The sequence below is a fragment of the Kocuria sp. SM24M-10 genome (genome assembly GCF_001027955.1).
GTDB classification, from domain to species: domain Bacteria; phylum Actinomycetota; class Actinomycetes; order Actinomycetales; family Micrococcaceae; genus Kocuria; species Kocuria oceani.
On the sequence record NZ_LDNX01000120.1, the window covers coordinates 21,265 to 35,888 of the forward strand.

At 70.9% G+C, this 14,624-nt stretch carries 21 protein-coding genes and 1 tRNA gene; 12 read left to right on the forward strand and 10 right to left on the reverse strand.

Annotated elements, in window-relative coordinates; genetic code table 11:
- The first annotated feature begins 3 nt into the window (after window positions 1–3).
- The 4 genes from ABL57_RS13705 to ABL57_RS13720 all read left to right on the forward strand — a co-directional run bounded on the left by ABL57_RS13705 (window position 4) and on the right by ABL57_RS13720 (window position 4,964).
- Entirely contained in the window at window positions 4–1,422 is a 1,419-nt protein-coding gene (locus ABL57_RS13705) for a S8 family serine peptidase (RefSeq protein WP_047804037.1), read from the forward strand.
- 86 nt (window positions 1,423–1,508) lie between these two features.
- Complete coding sequence (locus tag ABL57_RS13710; protein WP_047804038.1) at window positions 1,509–2,918, forward strand: NAD(P)/FAD-dependent oxidoreductase; 1,410 nt, start codon at window positions 1,509–1,511, stop codon at window positions 2,916–2,918.
- 195 nt (window positions 2,919–3,113) lie between these two features.
- Window positions 3,114–3,458 carry a hypothetical protein gene (locus ABL57_RS13715; RefSeq protein WP_047804039.1) on the forward strand — a complete coding sequence of 115 codons (345 nt, stop codon included), beginning with the start codon at window positions 3,114–3,116 and terminating at the stop codon, window positions 3,456–3,458.
- A gap of 429 nt (window positions 3,459–3,887) precedes the next feature.
- Window positions 3,888–4,964: a hypothetical protein gene (locus ABL57_RS13720; protein WP_047804040.1), complete on the forward strand. Its 1,077-nt coding sequence runs from the start codon at window positions 3,888–3,890 to the stop codon at window positions 4,962–4,964.
- On the opposite strand, the gene ABL57_RS13725 is transcribed toward ABL57_RS13720, so the two are convergent.
- Entirely contained in the window at window positions 4,952–5,230 is a 279-nt protein-coding gene (locus ABL57_RS13725) for a hypothetical protein (RefSeq protein WP_075872844.1), read from the reverse strand. The genes ABL57_RS13720 and ABL57_RS13725 overlap by 13 nt on opposite strands.
- Before the next feature lie 228 nt (window positions 5,231–5,458).
- Between ABL57_RS13725 and ABL57_RS13730 the strand changes: the two genes are divergently transcribed.
- A tRNA-Leu gene (locus ABL57_RS13730) sits at window positions 5,459–5,532 on the forward strand.
- Window positions 5,533–6,222: 690 nt separating this feature from the next.
- Here ABL57_RS13730 and ABL57_RS22400 read toward each other — a convergent pair.
- The gene (locus ABL57_RS22400) at window positions 6,223–6,399 is read right to left on the reverse strand and encodes a hypothetical protein (protein ID WP_160310799.1); all 177 of its coding nucleotides are present in this window, start codon (window positions 6,397–6,399) and stop codon (window positions 6,223–6,225) included.
- Between the two features lie 30 nt (window positions 6,400–6,429).
- Here ABL57_RS22400 and ABL57_RS13735 point away from each other — a divergent pair, with 30 nt between their 5' ends.
- From ABL57_RS13735 to ABL57_RS13745, 3 genes are all read left to right on the forward strand, one after another.
- Window positions 6,430–6,627: a hypothetical protein gene (locus ABL57_RS13735; RefSeq protein WP_047804042.1), complete on the forward strand. Its 198-nt coding sequence runs from the start codon at window positions 6,430–6,432 to the stop codon at window positions 6,625–6,627.
- A gap of 266 nt (window positions 6,628–6,893) precedes the next feature.
- Window positions 6,894–7,358, forward strand: a complete 465-nt coding sequence (locus ABL57_RS20815) for an ester cyclase (protein WP_053004970.1) — start codon at window positions 6,894–6,896, stop codon at window positions 7,356–7,358.
- Window positions 7,359–8,027: 669 nt separating this feature from the next.
- Entirely contained in the window at window positions 8,028–8,276 is a 249-nt protein-coding gene (locus ABL57_RS13745; RefSeq protein WP_047804043.1) for a hypothetical protein, read from the forward strand.
- 232 nt (window positions 8,277–8,508) lie between these two features.
- On the opposite strand, the gene ABL57_RS22405 is transcribed toward ABL57_RS13745, so the two are convergent.
- On the reverse strand, window positions 8,509–8,667 hold the full coding sequence (locus tag ABL57_RS22405; protein WP_160310800.1) for a hypothetical protein: 159 nt from the start codon (window positions 8,665–8,667) through the stop codon (window positions 8,509–8,511).
- Window positions 8,668–8,840: 173 nt separating this feature from the next.
- On the opposite strand from ABL57_RS22405, the gene ABL57_RS20820 reads away from it, so the two are divergent.
- The 3 genes from ABL57_RS20820 to ABL57_RS13760 all read left to right on the forward strand — a co-directional run bounded on the left by ABL57_RS20820 (window position 8,841) and on the right by ABL57_RS13760 (window position 10,640).
- On the forward strand, window positions 8,841–9,389 hold the full coding sequence (locus ABL57_RS20820) for a hypothetical protein (RefSeq protein WP_053004971.1): 549 nt from the start codon (window positions 8,841–8,843) through the stop codon (window positions 9,387–9,389).
- On the forward strand, window positions 9,386–9,955 hold the full coding sequence (locus ABL57_RS13755; protein ID WP_047804044.1) for a dihydrofolate reductase family protein: 570 nt from the start codon (window positions 9,386–9,388) through the stop codon (window positions 9,953–9,955). The genes ABL57_RS20820 and ABL57_RS13755 overlap by 4 nt, the downstream gene beginning before the upstream one ends.
- Before the next feature lie 172 nt (window positions 9,956–10,127).
- Window positions 10,128–10,640, forward strand: a complete 513-nt coding sequence (locus ABL57_RS13760) for a DUF6578 domain-containing protein (RefSeq protein ID WP_047804045.1) — start codon at window positions 10,128–10,130, stop codon at window positions 10,638–10,640.
- Here the strand turns inward: ABL57_RS13760 and ABL57_RS13765 are convergent.
- Complete coding sequence (locus ABL57_RS13765; RefSeq protein WP_053004972.1) at window positions 10,601–11,263, reverse strand: pentapeptide repeat-containing protein; 663 nt, start codon at window positions 11,261–11,263, stop codon at window positions 10,601–10,603. The genes ABL57_RS13760 and ABL57_RS13765 overlap by 40 nt on opposite strands.
- Window positions 11,264–11,611: 348 nt before the next feature.
- Window positions 11,612–11,908, reverse strand: coding sequence for a hypothetical protein (locus ABL57_RS13770; protein WP_047804046.1), 297 nt, complete (start codon window positions 11,906–11,908; stop codon window positions 11,612–11,614).
- Window positions 11,909–12,315: 407 nt separating this feature from the next.
- Between ABL57_RS13770 and ABL57_RS23330 the strand changes: the two genes are divergently transcribed.
- The gene (locus ABL57_RS23330) at window positions 12,316–12,438 is read left to right on the forward strand and encodes a hypothetical protein (protein WP_256363817.1); all 123 of its coding nucleotides are present in this window, start codon (window positions 12,316–12,318) and stop codon (window positions 12,436–12,438) included.
- On the opposite strand, the gene ABL57_RS13775 is transcribed toward ABL57_RS23330, so the two are convergent.
- The 5 genes from ABL57_RS13775 to ABL57_RS20825 form a co-directional block, all read right to left on the reverse strand.
- Window positions 12,435–12,854, reverse strand: a complete 420-nt coding sequence (locus tag ABL57_RS13775) for a hypothetical protein (RefSeq protein ID WP_047804047.1) — start codon at window positions 12,852–12,854, stop codon at window positions 12,435–12,437. The genes ABL57_RS23330 and ABL57_RS13775 overlap by 4 nt on opposite strands.
- Window positions 12,855–12,936: 82 nt before the next feature.
- Complete coding sequence (locus ABL57_RS13780) at window positions 12,937–13,206, reverse strand: PLD nuclease N-terminal domain-containing protein (RefSeq protein ID WP_047804048.1); 270 nt, start codon at window positions 13,204–13,206, stop codon at window positions 12,937–12,939.
- Window positions 13,207–13,470: 264 nt separating this feature from the next.
- Window positions 13,471–13,836 carry a hypothetical protein gene (locus ABL57_RS13785; RefSeq protein WP_047804049.1) on the reverse strand — a complete coding sequence of 122 codons (366 nt, stop codon included), beginning with the start codon at window positions 13,834–13,836 and terminating at the stop codon, window positions 13,471–13,473.
- An 82-nt stretch (window positions 13,837–13,918) separates the two neighbouring features.
- Window positions 13,919–14,239, reverse strand: coding sequence for a hypothetical protein (locus ABL57_RS22410; RefSeq protein WP_053004973.1), 321 nt, complete (start codon window positions 14,237–14,239; stop codon window positions 13,919–13,921).
- Entirely contained in the window at window positions 14,236–14,568 is a 333-nt protein-coding gene (locus ABL57_RS20825; protein ID WP_053004974.1) for a hypothetical protein, read from the reverse strand. The genes ABL57_RS22410 and ABL57_RS20825 overlap by 4 nt, the downstream gene beginning before the upstream one ends.
- Between the last annotated feature and the right edge of the window lie 56 nt (window positions 14,569–14,624).

Genomic DNA, 14,624 nt, shown 5'->3' on the forward strand with positions numbered 1-14,624 from the left:
CCCATGGCCTCCACCCCCGTGCGTCGCCGCGCTCCGCGCCCCCGCGTGCCCGTGCGGTGGACGGCAGCGGCGGCCGTGTGCGCCGTGGCCGGCACCGCCGTGGCGGGGCCGGCCCACGCCCGGCCGCCCGCCCCGGCCCCCAGCATCCCGATCGAGGACCCCGTCACCGCGGCGCCCGGCGAGAGCCCCGCCCCGGACACCTCGCGGATCGCCGAGGACGGCATCCGCTCCCTGCAGTACTGGCTGGACGAGTACGGGGTGCGCGAGGCCTGGAAGGAGTCGACGGGGGAGGGCGCCCGGATCGCGGTCATCGACACGGGGGTGGACGGTACCCACCAGGACCTGGAGGGCGCCGTCGTCGGCGGCACCGACGTCTCGGGCGGGGGCGCCGACGACGGCCAGAAGGGCCTCGGCACGGAGCCCGAGCACGGGACCCTCGTGGCCTCCGTGGCCGCGGGCCGCGGCCACGTGGCCCCGGGCGGGCGCGACGACGCCGGACCCGGCCAACCCGCCGGCGTGGTCGGCGTGGCCCCCGACGCCGAGGTGCTCGCCGTGTCCACGTGGCTGGGCGGCGAGACCTCCGAGGTCCGCAGCGTGGACGAGCAGCTCCCGGACGCCGTCCGGTGGGCCGTGGACCAGGGCGCGGACGTCATCAACATGTCCGTGGGCTCCAACACCACCTCCTGGCCCGAGAGCTGGGACGAGGCCTTCCTCTACGCCGAGGAGAAGGACGTCCTGATCGTCGCCTCCGCGGGCAACCGGGGATCCGGGCTCGTCCAGGTGGGCGCCCCGGCCACCATCCCCGGGGTGCTCACGGTGGGCGGCGTGGGCCGCACCGGTGAGGCGAGCTGGGAGTCCTCCTCCCAGGGCATCTCCATCGCCGTCGCCGGCCCCTCCGAGGACATGGTGGGCGCCATCCCCGGGGACCGCTACGCCTCCTGGGCGGGGACCTCCGCGTCCGCGCCCGTGGTCGCGGGCACCGCCGCCCTCATCAAGGCGAAGTGGCCCGAGATGAGCTCCGCCCAGGTCGCCAACCGGATCATCTCCACCGCCCGGGACACCGGGGCCCCGGGCAAGGACCCGCTCTACGGCTACGGGGTGCTCGACGTCGAGGCCGCGCTGACCGAGGACGTCCCCGAGGTCGAGGCGAACCCGCTGGGCAGCATGCGGCAGTGGGTGCAGGTGCACCGGCCGAGCTCCCGGGCGACCCCCGGGGCCACGCCCTCGGAGAGCTCCGCACCGGTCACCGAGGAGGTCGAGGCCGAGGTCGCCCCGCCCGAACCGGTCGCCCCGATCGACGAGACGGGCCTGCTGCCCGTGGTGGTGCTCACAGGATTCGGTCTGCTCGTCCTGGGCCTGACCGCCGGCGCCGCGGTGCACATCCGCCGCATCGTGCGCGAGGACGCGGACGGCGGAGCCTGAGCCGGTGTCCCGCCCGATCCCGGACACGGTGGCGGGGCTTCCGCCGGGGATCCGGGGCCGACAGCTTTCTGAGTAGACTCGGGGGCATGTCTTTCACTCAACTGGCCAAGGATCGTCCGCGCCTTCTGATCGTCGGCGGAGGCTACGTCGGCTTCACCGTGGCGCAGGAACTGCAGAAGCGGATCAAGGACTCCGGCGGGGTCGTGACCGTCGTCGACCCCAACCCGTACATGACCTACTTGCCCTTCCTCCCGGAGGTGGCCGCCGGCAACATCGAGGGGCGCCACGCCGTGGTCCCGCACCGTCAGCACCTGCGCGACTGCGAGCTCATCGGCGGGCGCGTGATCGGCGTCGACCACGCCAACCGCACCGCGACCGTCCAGGGCGTCGACGAGGGCGAGACCTTCGAGCTCGCCTACGACGAGATCGTGATCTCTGGCGGGTCCGTCACCCGCGCCTTCCCGATCGAGGGCCTCGCCGAGAACGGCATCGGCCTGAAGTCCATCGAGGAGGCCGTCGGGCTGCGCGACTGGGTCCTCGAGCGCATCGAGTACGCCTCCCTGACCTCCGACGAGGACGAGCGCCGCCGCGCGCTGACCTTCGTCGTCGTCGGCGGCGGGTACGCCGGCACGGAGGGCCTCGCCGAGATCGAGGACATGGCCCGCAGCGCCGTGGAGCGCAACGACCGCCTGCAGCCCTCCGATCTGCGCTTCGTGCTGATCGAGGCCATGGGCCGGATCATGCCGGAGGTCTCCGAGGAGCGGGCCGAGAAGGTCGTGGCCCACCTGCGCAGCCGCGGCATCGAGGTGCTGCTCAACACCTCCCTCGACTCCGCCGTGGACAAGCACCTGAAGCTGATCAACATGCAGGACAAGTCCCCGGCCGGCGAGATCGACACGGACACCCTCGTCTGGACCGCCGGCGTGCAGGCCAACCCCCTGGTGAAGAACACCGACTTCCCGCTGGACCAGCGCGGGCGCGTGCGCGCCGGGGCCGACCTGCGGATCACCGGCGACGACGGGCCCCTCGAGGGTGCCTGGGCCGCCGGAGACGTCGCGGCCGTCCCGGACCTGACCGGCGGCGGCGTCGGCGGGTTCTGCGTGCCGAACGCCCAGCACGCCGTGCGCCAGGCCCGCGTCCTGGCCAAGAACGTCCTGGCCGCCCGCGCGGGCAAGCCGCTGGAGGACTACTACCACGAGAACCTCGGCGCAGTGGCCGGCCTCGGCCTCTACAAGGGCGTGGCCAGCATCAAGAACCTGCCCGGCATCAAGGGCAACGGGGTCGAGTTCTCCGGCTTCCCGGCGTGGATGATGCACCGCCTCTACCACGGCTACGCGATCCCCACCGTGGAGCGCAAGGCCCGGGTGTTCTCCGAGTACGTGCTGAACGCCGTGTTCGGCCGCGACACCGCGCCGATCCGGAACGCGCGCGAGCCCCGGCTGAACTTCCAGGAGGCCACCGGCACCGCCCCGGCCGCCAGCAAGGCCAGCCTCTGACACCACCGTCCGACCCGCTCGACCCCGCTCCGGCACCGGCCGGCGGCGGGGTCGAGCCGTTCCCGGGCCCGGCACGGGCGGGAGGGGATGGTCCGCGAAGCGCACATCTCCTTGTGGGCGGGCGCTGCGTTCCCTAGGCTGACGCGACCGCGGAACACCGTCTCGCGGCCACCGCACGCGAAGAAGGGTGCACCCATGGACCACCACGTCTCCGTCCTCGTCCAGGTCGACCGGCAGGGCGCCGCCGTGCGCCTGGTCGTCAGCGGATGCCTGACCGAGCACAACCACCAGGCCGTGCGTCCGCTCGTCCTCCGGGCGCGCACCCTGTTCCCGCCGGCGAACGTCTCGGTCGATCTGACCTGCGCCGACCACGTGGAGGCCTCCGCGGTGGACCTGCTGCGCTGGTCACTCGACGAGGACGCCATGCTCGAGCAGATCGGCCCGGTGGAGCTCGTGCTCCCGGATCCGCTGCCCGAGCACCGCCCCGCACTGCACCGCGGGCACCGCGGCCGGGACGCGGCGTCCGGACTCGCGGCCTGAACAGGCACCTCGCCCACCAGGACGAGCGCGCACCGGGCGGGGCGCGCCCCGGACAGCGCGCCGACCGGTTCAGGCGGCCAACCATCCGGGAGCCCGCTGGTCCATGGGAGCATCCTTCTTCGCATGCATTCCGTCGGCCGTCTGCTGGACCGCTCCTCAGCCTAGGCATCGCGCGGCGGTCGTCACCAGCGGCCTGCCCGCACAACGCCGGACAGCCGGCCCGCGAGCCGCCGCAGCTCGGCGTCCTGCCCCGGGTCGTGCGCGGTGCCCGTCCCGGACCGGTCACCGGCGACTAGGCTCGGAGCAGAACGGAAGGTCCTCGGGCGCCGCGGTGCCCTGCCGATGCGCCCCGGTGCGCCCGACCCGCCCGGTAGTCCGGACGACGGTGGACGGTGGACGGAGCCGGGCGCGCGACGAGAGAGGACGACGATGCGGACGACGACGGTGGGGATCATGGCCGATCCCGGCCTGCCGGAGAAGGTGGCGCGGCGGGTCGCGGAGGACCTGCCCGGGGTGCTGTCGGAGCGCTCCGGTCCGGACGTCTCCTGGGAGATCGAGGTCAGCCGCGAGACGCTGCCGCTGACCGAGGAGGGCGCCATCCCCCTGCTGGACCGGGCGGAGGAGCTGCGGGAGCGCTACGGCTGGGACGTCGTGGTCTACCTGACGGACCTGCCCCGCTCCCACGGCGGGGCCCCGATGGTGTGCGAGCTCAGCGCCGAGGCGGCCGCGGCGCTCGTCTCCCTGCCGACCCTGGGCCTCGACCACTTCTCGCAGAAGGCGCGCCGGCTGCTCGCCGCACTGGTCGACGCCCTGCAGGAGGGCACCGCGCAGTGTCCCTCCGCGACCGAGGTCGTGGAGGCGCTCGGGCACGGCCAGGTCCGCTGCGTGCTGCCGGACGGCGACAAGGACGTGTCCTACATCGTGCTGCCCGGACGGGCGAATCGACTGCGGCTGCTGGCGGGCATGGTGCTGAGCAACCGCCCCGGACGGCTCCTCCCCGCGCTGGCCAGTTGCGTGGCCGCCGCCGCGGCCACCGGCGCCTTCGGCATCTTCTACGCCTCCATCTGGAACATGTCCGACGCCCTGCACCCGGCGCGGCTGGCCATGATCAGCGTGGTGGTCACCGGAGCGCTCAGCGGATGGCTCATCTTCCACAACAGCCTGTGGAACCGGAGCAGGGACACCGACGAGCCCTGGCGGGCCGGGTCCGACAACGCCTCCACCGTCATCACCGTGTGGCTGAGCGTGGCCATGATGTACGCGGTGCTGTGGTCGCTGCTCTTCGCCGTGTCCCTGGCGGTGATCGAGGCCGACTACCTCCAGAGCCAGCTCGGCCATCCCGTCGGCGTCCTGGACTACGTGCACCTGTCCTGGCTGGCCGCGTCCCTGGGCACCCTCGCCGGAGCCCTGGGCTCGAACTTCGACAGCGACGAGGCCATCCGCGAGGCCACCTACAGCCGGCGGGAGCACCAGCGGCGGCAGCTCGCGGACACCTACGACGACTGAGGCCGGAGCGCGTCCGGGACGCTGCGGGCGGCGCTGATCTCCCGGGCGTCGAGCTCCACGGTGATCTCCTGGCACCGCTCCAGGGTGAGGGGATGGGCCCCGTCCGGGACGGTGAGGTACTCCTGCTCGAGCTGGCGGGAGACCTTGCTGTGGAGCACGTGCAGCTCCGTCTCGGCGAGCTCGGTCAGATCCGCGGGGAACGCCGCCTCCGGCGGCAGGTAGGTGCTGGGTGCCGGGTCACCCGGCACCGCTGGGTCGCCGCTCATGCCGCCCACCGGATTCCCGCGGCGTGCTCGGGGCACGTTTCCTCCAGGGACCGCCGGGCGGTGGATGCGAGGGATGGGTGGTGCACGGCGGCAGCCTCCTGCGTGTTCGACGACGACGCGGCCGGCTGCTCGACCACCGTCGAAGAATACTCGATCCGGACGGGTGGCGTCGCTCCGTCCGGCGTCGTGACCAGATAGGGTGGTGCGGCGCCCGAGAGGGCGACACCGGCCCCCATAGCCCAATCGGCAGAGGCAGCGGACTTAAAATCCGCTCAGTGTCAGTTCGAGTCTGACTGGGGGCACACACTGCCCGCAGCACCTCGCGGGAACCGGCCGATTCGCCGTTCCTCCTCCGAGCCCGACACCGAATCGGCACGGGGGCGATGTGTGCTCCTCCGGCCATAGGCCGCAGAGCTGACGGGAGGGCAGCAGAACTCGGCACGTCACCGCAATGGATCCCCCTGGGCGGCAAGCTTCTTCAGGAGCGGGTCGTCCTCTCCTGACTCCTGGCGGGGCTGCGGCCGGCTGAGCGCCTGAGGCGTCGTTAGGTCGTGTGACTCCGGGTGGTACGGACCCGCGCCATGGCGGTGTCTGCACCAGGGCGTGTCCGCAGTCGTCGAACACTTCAAACGCCTTGTCGGCATCGACGCTCACGCCCTGCACCCCACCTTCCGCGGCATCGAAACAGCACCGGTGACGTCGTCGATACGGGCACGTTCCCGACCACCGGCGCAGTGACCGGGCGCCGTTCGATGGGAACGACGGTACACACGGTCGGCGGGTACGGGCGTCGAACGTTGTCTGCGGCACGGCCCCGCCGTGGCAGGTGGGCGCATGGCCCTTACCCCACGCCTGCCGTGCGATGCCGCCGGCACCCGCCCACGGATGAGGGGTCAGAACACCCCGGGCGCTTCGTGGCGCGATGCGAGGACCACGACGGCGATCCGGGAGGCCACCTTGTCCAGACGGGCCCAGCGTCAACCCTCCGAGCGTCAGGAGTAGGGCATGCCGTCGCGGACGTGGATCCTGCTGGGAGCGCTCGGACTGTGCACGATCGCGACGTTGTGGTGCGCGGTCCGCAGCGGCGGGTCGGCCGCCTGGGCGCAGTTTTCCGGTCCGGCCTCGATGGACGTCTCCGTCTCCGGGTGGGCGGTCCGCAGGCGCGACAAGAGATCGACTCCCGGCCCGACGGAGCCCCGATGAGGGGCGTGGTGCTGGGCGTCTGCGCCGGGACGGCGGTCGTGGCGCTGGGCATGTGGATCATCTGGGTCTCCCGCGGGGTGTTCCCGATCTGGATCCTGCTGGCGGCCGTCGCCGTCCTCATCGGGCGTCCGGTGCTCGACTGGTTGGGGTGGCAGGTGCGGACCTACGAGCGCGACCGCCAGGACGAGGAGTAGCGCTCAACTCCGGTCGGTGCCGACCGGAACGACGACCGAGGCCCCCTCCCGGACGACTGCCCCTCAGGATCGGTGCTGCGAATGCTCATGCCTCGGGCTCCGTCGTGGAGCGCCAGGGGGTTCGTCGCCTCGCTCGAGGTCATGAAGTCGTCGTAGGTCACAGGCCCGCGACGATCCACGCCGAGCACTTGGGGTGAACCTGTGGTGGTGCCTAGCGTCGAAGCACGGCACTTCTGAGAGAAGTGGCACTGCGAACGGAGGGGATCATGAGTGACACCCACACATCCGTCGTCGGGCCCGTGCCCGGTGCCGGACAGGACCGGCGGGGAAAGGTGGACCGGATCTTCCACGCCCTCAACGCCCATGACGACACCGCGTACGTCCGTTTCTACGGTGCCGACGCGATCATGTACACCTCGACCGCACCGGAGCCGGTGCGCGGCCAGGCGGCGATCCAGCGGGAGATCCAGCAGTGGTTCACTGCGATGCCGGACATGATGCTCCAACTGGAGGAGCTGCTCGTGGACGGGGCCTCTGCAGTGTCCCGCTTCCAGTTCGTCGGAACCCACACCGGACCCATGGCGACCCCATCAGGAGAGGTGCCACCGACGGGCAGAAGAGTGTCGGTGCCCATGGCGGTCTTCAGCCGGGAGGACGACAACGGTCTGATCGTCGAGGAACACCGCTTCCTGGACATGATGGGCTTCCTCCAGCAGCTGGGGCTCACCTGACCGCTCGCGTCGCCGACGCCCTGCGGGCTCCGGGGCGGGGCACCGGGGTGTCGGCCGAGACGGATGGACCGGATCGGGCGTCCTGAGTCTCGAACTCCGCGAGTTCGTCCTCGTCGTCGCAGGCGGCCAGGGCTGCCCGCCGGTTCACCATCGGTTCGAGAGGTCGCTCCGAGTCCCGAGCTCATCCTTCAGCGTGTGCGCGACGTCGGCGGGGCTGCGGATGATCACCCGGTTGGCCGCGTGCGGGAGGTGCTCATCGGAGGAAATGTCGGTGCGGCGTAGTGCTTACGCCTCTCCGCCCCGTCGAGGTGGGCTGCACACCTCGGTCACGTCTGTGCACACAGATGATGCGGATTGATCGTGGGACTGATACAGGGCCGTCGAAATCTGTCGAGGTTGGTGCCGCTCAGCTCGCTTCAGCGATCGACGACGCGGTCGCTGTGAACCGGGTCGAGGCCGTCGCGGGCACTGCACCGGCCACGGTGTGCCGGCCGGCGGGCACGCCGTGGAGCTCCACACCGCTCAGGCGTACTCGTAGGCACGGTGGGCGAGCGCGCGGATATCCTCCAACAGGGCGGGGCGGTGACCCGCACCTCGAGGTTGGCGATGCCGACGTGACCCAGGGCGCTCACCGCGGACGTCCGGGGTGCCGACGCGAAGGAGCAACGCATGAAGACCAGGCGCATCGCCGCGGTGCAGGCGGCAGCAGCCGTGCTTACCCTCGCCGGGTGCTCACCGGGTTCGTCCGACCTGTACACCGGGGAGCAGGCCGAGCACGACCGGCTGCCCGCGACGATCGACACCGCCGACCGTGCCTGGGACGCGGACAGCTCCCGGTTGCTGGCCACCCACGAGGGCGTCGAGTTCTACGTCGTCTCGGGCGAGGAGGGCGACTGCCTGATCACCTTGGAGCCGTAGGCAGCAGATGACTGGGTGGCCGGGTGCTCGCCGGGTGGGCGCGTCGGCACCAGCGGACAGCTGGGCGTCTCGACGGACTTCGCGGCCGCCGGTCTGCCCGGGCAGACACCGGAAGGATGGGTGCGGCTCACCCCGCGGCTGCAGATCCAGACCGGTTGACCGAATCCATCACCGGCACGCGCCGGGGCGCCGCCGACAGTCGTGCAGCGAGGCCGCACACGCGCCAGTGAAGCTACGGGCGGGAACGCCTCCGCGCTGCCGAGACGATGAGCACCACCAAGCCCAGCAGCAGGATGCTCCAGCCGACCACACCCCGCCACGGCAGGTCGGTGAGCGTGATGATCGACGCTCCGGCGACGGCCAGGAGCACGGCAATCACCATGGACAACATCCCTGGGCTCCTCATCTCTCCACGGTACGCCCGTTGGCGCGAGCGCCCGGCCATCCGGGCTTGCCCGTGTCCGCATCCCGAAGCATCAACAGCAGCGGCCGAGTCACTCCCGGTCACCTGCCCTACCGGGCGCCGGGTCTATCCCCGGCCTGCGCGGTCGGCGATCATGAGGCATGACCGATCATGCCGATGAGGAGACACCGCAGTTCGTCACGTTCCAGTCGTGGCGGATCCGGGTCGCGATCGCCGTCGTGTTCTTCGCGCTGATCATGGTCGCGTCCGCGCTCGTACCGGACGGGCCGTATCTTCTGACGACCGGACCGGTGTTCTTCATCGGCTTCACGGCGTACTCGATCGCTCTGCACAGATCGGTCGTCATTCGACTGGAGGACGACGCCGTGGACATCCGGCTCGGCTTGCACAAGGCGAGGATCCCCTACGAGGACATCACCGCGGCGGCCGTCGGGCCGCGCACCGAGTGGTGGCGCATCGGCCGGCGCCGCCTGGACGACCGGGCCACCGGCTACCTGACGGGCGGGCCCAGCGTGCTCATCAGCACCGGGTCGACGTCGGTGGTCGTCTCGGCCGCGAAGTCCTACCGGGTGGCCGGGGCGATCCAGCGGAAGTGCGATCACCTCGCCGAGGAACGGGGTGCGGCACGGAGCAGGCCGGCCGCTGAGGCAGCCGAGCCGGCACCACAACAAGGGAGGACAACGAGATGAGACCACTTCGATACTCGATCAACGTCACGCTCGACGGCTGCTGTCATCACGAGGCGGGGCTCCCCCCGGACGCGGAGTCGATGCGCTACTGGACCGCTGAGATGGAGCGAGCCGATGCCCTGCTGTTCGGCCGGGTGACCTACGAGATGATGGAGTCGGCGTGGCGGAAGCCGGCCACGGGCCCGTGGCCCGACTGGATGGACGAGTGGGAGACCCCCTTCGCCGAGGCCATCGACCGGGTGAAGAAGTACGTCGTGTCGAGCACGCTGAGCGGGGTCGACTGGAACGCCGAGCTTGTGCAGGGCGACCTGGGGCAAGCGGTTCAGCGGCTCAAGCAGGAGTCGGGCAACGGCCTGTGGGTGGGTGGCGTGACGCTCCCGACGGCGTTGGCGGATCTGGGACTGATCGACGAGTACGAGTTCCTGGTGCAGCCGGTCCTTGCCGGGCACGGGCCGACGTTGCTCGCCGGTCTGCGCGAGCGCGTCCAGCTCGAGCTCGTGGACCGCCATGAGTTCCGGTCGGGGGCGGTCGCCCTGCGATACCGGCCCACGCGAATTGCGGCTTGACGTGCTTCGTCCCGGCACGTCGGCCGCTGCCTCGCGACGGAACGACGACTCGGAGTCTCGCTGCCCCGCGCCGGCCGTGGCGCGGACGAGCGGGCATGTCGGCGGGGTATGGCCCGGAGGCACCGGCAGCGGCCAGGGCGGATGCTGCCTGACGCGGCGCTAGGTTGACTCCATGATGATCGAGGTGGAGCTCAGTGAGTGGGAGCAGCACTGCTGCGGAGACCCGTTCCGGATCGGGGCGACCGTCACCTGGAAGCTGGTGGCCCGAGCCCCGATCAAGGACGCCGGCACGGTGCGGCGCTACCGCGAGGAGCACCACGGCGAGACGCCCGAGCATGTGCCGCACCTGCCGGTGACCGGCACCGTGCGCACCATCCAGGGGCTGCACTACGCCTTCGACGAGGGACCGCACCCGGGTGAACTCACCGTGCGGCCCAGCAACGAAGTGGCCGTGGGGCTCGACGCGGTCCCCGGCGCCGGCACCCAGCTGCCGGGGTGCTCGGCAGAGCACCGTCTGCTGGTCTACCGTGTTCGGCTGGAGGTCGCCGAGGACGCGGTGCTGCCGGGTTACGTCGGTGACGGCCAGGACGACTGGTTGGGTCAGGGCCAAGACCGGGGCCGACCGACCGGCCACCGAGCGTGTGCTCAGTCCTCGACGTCGATGCCCAGGTGCGCGGCCAGCTGAGGGGCCAGCTGCTGGAGCTGGAGATGGTCGATCATCGCCCCGCGCAGGTGGCTCAGGCCGGTGATCTCCGGTAGGTCGAGCCTGCGCAGGTCGACGTCGCGCAGGGTCGCCCCGGAGACGTCCAGGGTGCTGAGCTCGGAGTCGGTGAACGCCAGCCGTTCGACCCGGGCGCCGGTCAGATCCAGCTCGCCGATGACGCAGTCGGTGAAGAGCACGTCGCGCACGGTGGCTCCGCGCAGGCTGAGGTAGCCGAGTTTGGCGCCGCGGACGTGGACGGCGTCCCAGGTGCCTTCGATGCACTGCAGCACCCCGAGCCGGGAGTGCTCGAGCACGGTGTTCCGGAATCGGGCGTAGGCGGCTGCGACGGTGGGGATGTCCAGCCGGGCGAGCAGCGAGTCGGAGATCCGGGTGCTGGTGAGTTCCAGCTCGTGGGTGTTCAGCGCGGTGAAGGAGCAGTCGCTGAAGCCGATGTCGGAGAGGTCGACCCCGGTGAGGTCGTCGCCGGTGAAGGCCAGCGCCTCGTAGCTACCGTACGGGTGGATCGTGGTGCTCGTGCCGTCGGCGAGCTCGGGCAGGTGGAGGTCGTGCAGCCGTGGGGGAGCGGGGATGGTGCGTCGGGGCATGGGTTCCACGGTAGCCGGGGGGCGTCCAGCGAGATGTGCGGCCGGATCGTCAGCCGGTGCGGCCGGCGGTGTGCAGGCCCGCGCGACGGCGGCGGTCTACTGCTCGGCGCGCAGTCGCTGGTCCAGGCGCTCCATGCGCCGGCGGTACTCGAGGTCGCTGGTCCGAAAGCGCCGCCAGGTGAGCACGGTGATGACGAAGGTGAGCAGCTAGTTGGCCGCTGTGAACCACGACATCATGCAGATCAGCGCGAGGACCACTGCGGCGACGAAGAGGACGCCGCAGGCGATCGCGATGGCCCCGCTGATCGGAGCTCTTCCCTTGAACACGGCGCCTCCTGCTTCATGTCGTCAGCCGGTGCGCTCGGAGGTCTCGAGCAGCGCTTTGACCCGTTGCGGGTTCACGCTCTTGTCCCGTCGCGGACGTGGCGCCTTGACGAGGTGATGCGCCGCCAACGGCACAGCGACAAGGGCGGCGATCGCCACGGACAACCACGGTGCGCGGATCTCCTTGGACGGGTCCAGCAACCACCACACGGCCAGTAGGAGGCCGACCGCCGTGAGCATGGTGGCCGCCAACGTGCGCATGAGGAGATGCCAGCCCGTCGGCACGGGCACCGCATCGGTGCGCTGGGCAGTCTCGTCCATAGCGCTGACGCTACCGGCCGGCCGACTCGGCTCGGCAGAGGAACATGAGGGGAACGACGGGGCGGGGGTCGGCGTGCCAGGATGCGAGCACGGCGGAACGGGGAGGTACGAGCGGTGGCGCGACGGATGCGTTGGTTCTACGCGATCTTCGCTGGGGTCATGCTGATCGCCGGGATCGCTCGGGCAATCGAAGGCGACTGGTACGGGTGAGTCATGGTCGCTGGTGCCCTCATGATGGCGGCGGGCGTGCTGAGACTGGCCAAGGGACAACGCAGGCCGGACCGATGAGCTCGCGCGTCCCGCGGCACCGAGCCCGGCGGTCAGCTTCAGTGCGCCGGGCCGAACGGCAGGGGCTCCTGGCACTGATCGCATAGCCGTTCCTGCTCGCGTTCCTCATCTGGCATGCCGTGCGCACCGACAACATGCTGCTGGCGATCGGGCTGGTCGTCGGCTCGGTCCTCGGGACGCGGTGGCACGACAGGCGGAAGGCTCGGAAGAAGGCGCGGCGGGGCTCCGAGCCGCTGGTCTAGGAGGAGGCGTGCGACTCGCGGTAGCGATACAGGCCGGCGCCCAGCAGGGCAAGCAGGGCGGCAGGCGCGGCGTACATCACCGCATGCACGAAAAGCGGCTCCACCATCTGCGCCAGATCGCCCAGCGGAAGGTCCAACACCATCCCCCACAGACCCATCATGTAGCCGTAGACCAGGTTCACGACCGCCACCATGGCTCCCGCCGCAGCCCACAGGGCGACCACCTGCGGCGTGGGCACGTACCGATATCCGTCGACCACCGCCCAGATGCCCGCCGGCACGAAGGCGAGCATCGCGGCCACGAGTCCGGGCATGTACGGGGAGTCGGTGACGAACCAGTTGTTGCGCAGCAGCACTTCGAAGCTCCCCTGCAGCACGACGACGACCGGGACCACGCGCAGCAGCACCTGCAGCACCCAGTAGCGAGGTCGCGTGCGAGGCGGAACTGAGGTCGCGGATGAGGCGGTCCCATCGTGGCTGCGTTCTGTCGTCATGTCGTCAGCCCCTCCGTGGCTCGGGTGCGCGGCGCCGGCCGACGGCCAGCCACAGGAGCGGGCCGAGGACTGGGGCCGCCATGATGACGAGCACCCACAGCAATCGCTGGACCGCGGTGTAGTGACGGTCCTGTGACAGAGAGACCACCGCGACGGCGACCAGCGCGATCAGCACTCCGCCGGCCAGCAGCGCAGTGCACTCCCAGTGCGTGGGGAGGATCGGATTCGCGCCCGAGGCCTCGCCGAGGACCAGAGCGGCAGGGGCACCGGTCATGAGCGGAGTCCTTCAGCTTCTCGTGCCCGTGCCTCGACAGCGCGCCGGCGCACCCACCACCAGCCGAGAAGGGAAGCCGCCACGTACTGCGTCACGGCGACAGCTCACTTCATGGCGAGACCCTCGAACAGGTAGGTCGACAGACCGAGGCCAACCGCGATCAACAACCCGATCCAAGTCATGATGCTCGGAGCGTGGATCCAGTCGTCGTGGAACCGGGCCGGACTCAACGGCTGGCCTGGTCACTGCAGATGGACGTGGTCATCACTTCTCCTCTGCACGGTGGCTGGCTTCTACGCGGCGGCGGGACGGGCTGACCGCGATCCAGAAGACAGAGGCGATAGCCGCACCCGGGAACGTCGAAACGAGATCCATGTCCCAACGGTAGGGGAGCGGACGGCGTGGGCGGCTGGAGCCCTGATCGGGGAGCGTGTTCAGGGCGGTGGAGGAGCAGTCGCCGAAGTCGGCGCCGGAGAGGCCGACCCCGGTGAGGTCGTTGACAGTGAAGGCCAGCGCCTCGTAGCTCCCGTGCGGGTGGATCGTGGTGCTCGCGACGCCGGCGAGCTCGGTCGGGCGGAGGTCGTGCAGCTGCGAGGGAGCGGGGATGACGCATCGGGGCGTGAGCTCCACGGTGGTCGCGGCGGCGACCGTGAGGTGATGACCGGGCGTCAGACGGTGCGGTCGGAGATGTGCAGTGCGCGGCCCGTGGGGCTCAGCCCAATTCGGGGATCCGCGCCTTCAGCCAGTCGAGGACCCACTGCTCGAGCTGGTGGGCGTCCCAGTCCGGGGCGCGCACCAGCACCACCTCCCGGTCCTCCCGGTGGGCCGAGACGACGCCGGGCTGGGTGGCAAGCTCCTTGACCAACCGGTTCACCGTGTGTGAGTGCTCGTGGGCGATCTCCTCGTGCAGTCCGACGTCGAAGACTTCTTCGTCGCCGTCGGCCCCGACCTCCACGAGCGGCTCGTCCACCACGGGGACCGGCTCGTTCTTCCCGCGCAGCTCGGTGATGACGGTGGTCGCGTACTCGGTCATCTCGTCCTCGCGCAGTGGGCCCATGCGCGGCGCAGCCGGTTGGCTTCGACGGCGACCAGGTTCGGAGGATAGGTTTCCGAGGCGCCGAGTGAGCTCTTGAGCACCCAGGGGACGTCCTCGTCCTCCAGGGTCATGATGCGGCTGGCGACCCATACCCACAGCGGGGTGAGGGACTGCGGGGTCCCGTCCAGCAGGGCGTCCGGGTCCAGGCCGTCGATGGCGAGTTCCTCGCGCAGCCGGGCCAGTGCCGCGGGGCGTTCGGACAAGTACTCCTCCAGGGCGTGGGCGGCCTGGCGCCTGGTCATCTTCAGGTAGTGCGTCATCGCCATGAGGCGGACTCTACGGGCGGCGCCCGATGGTGGTGCGGACGTGTGTGCGCTGCGCC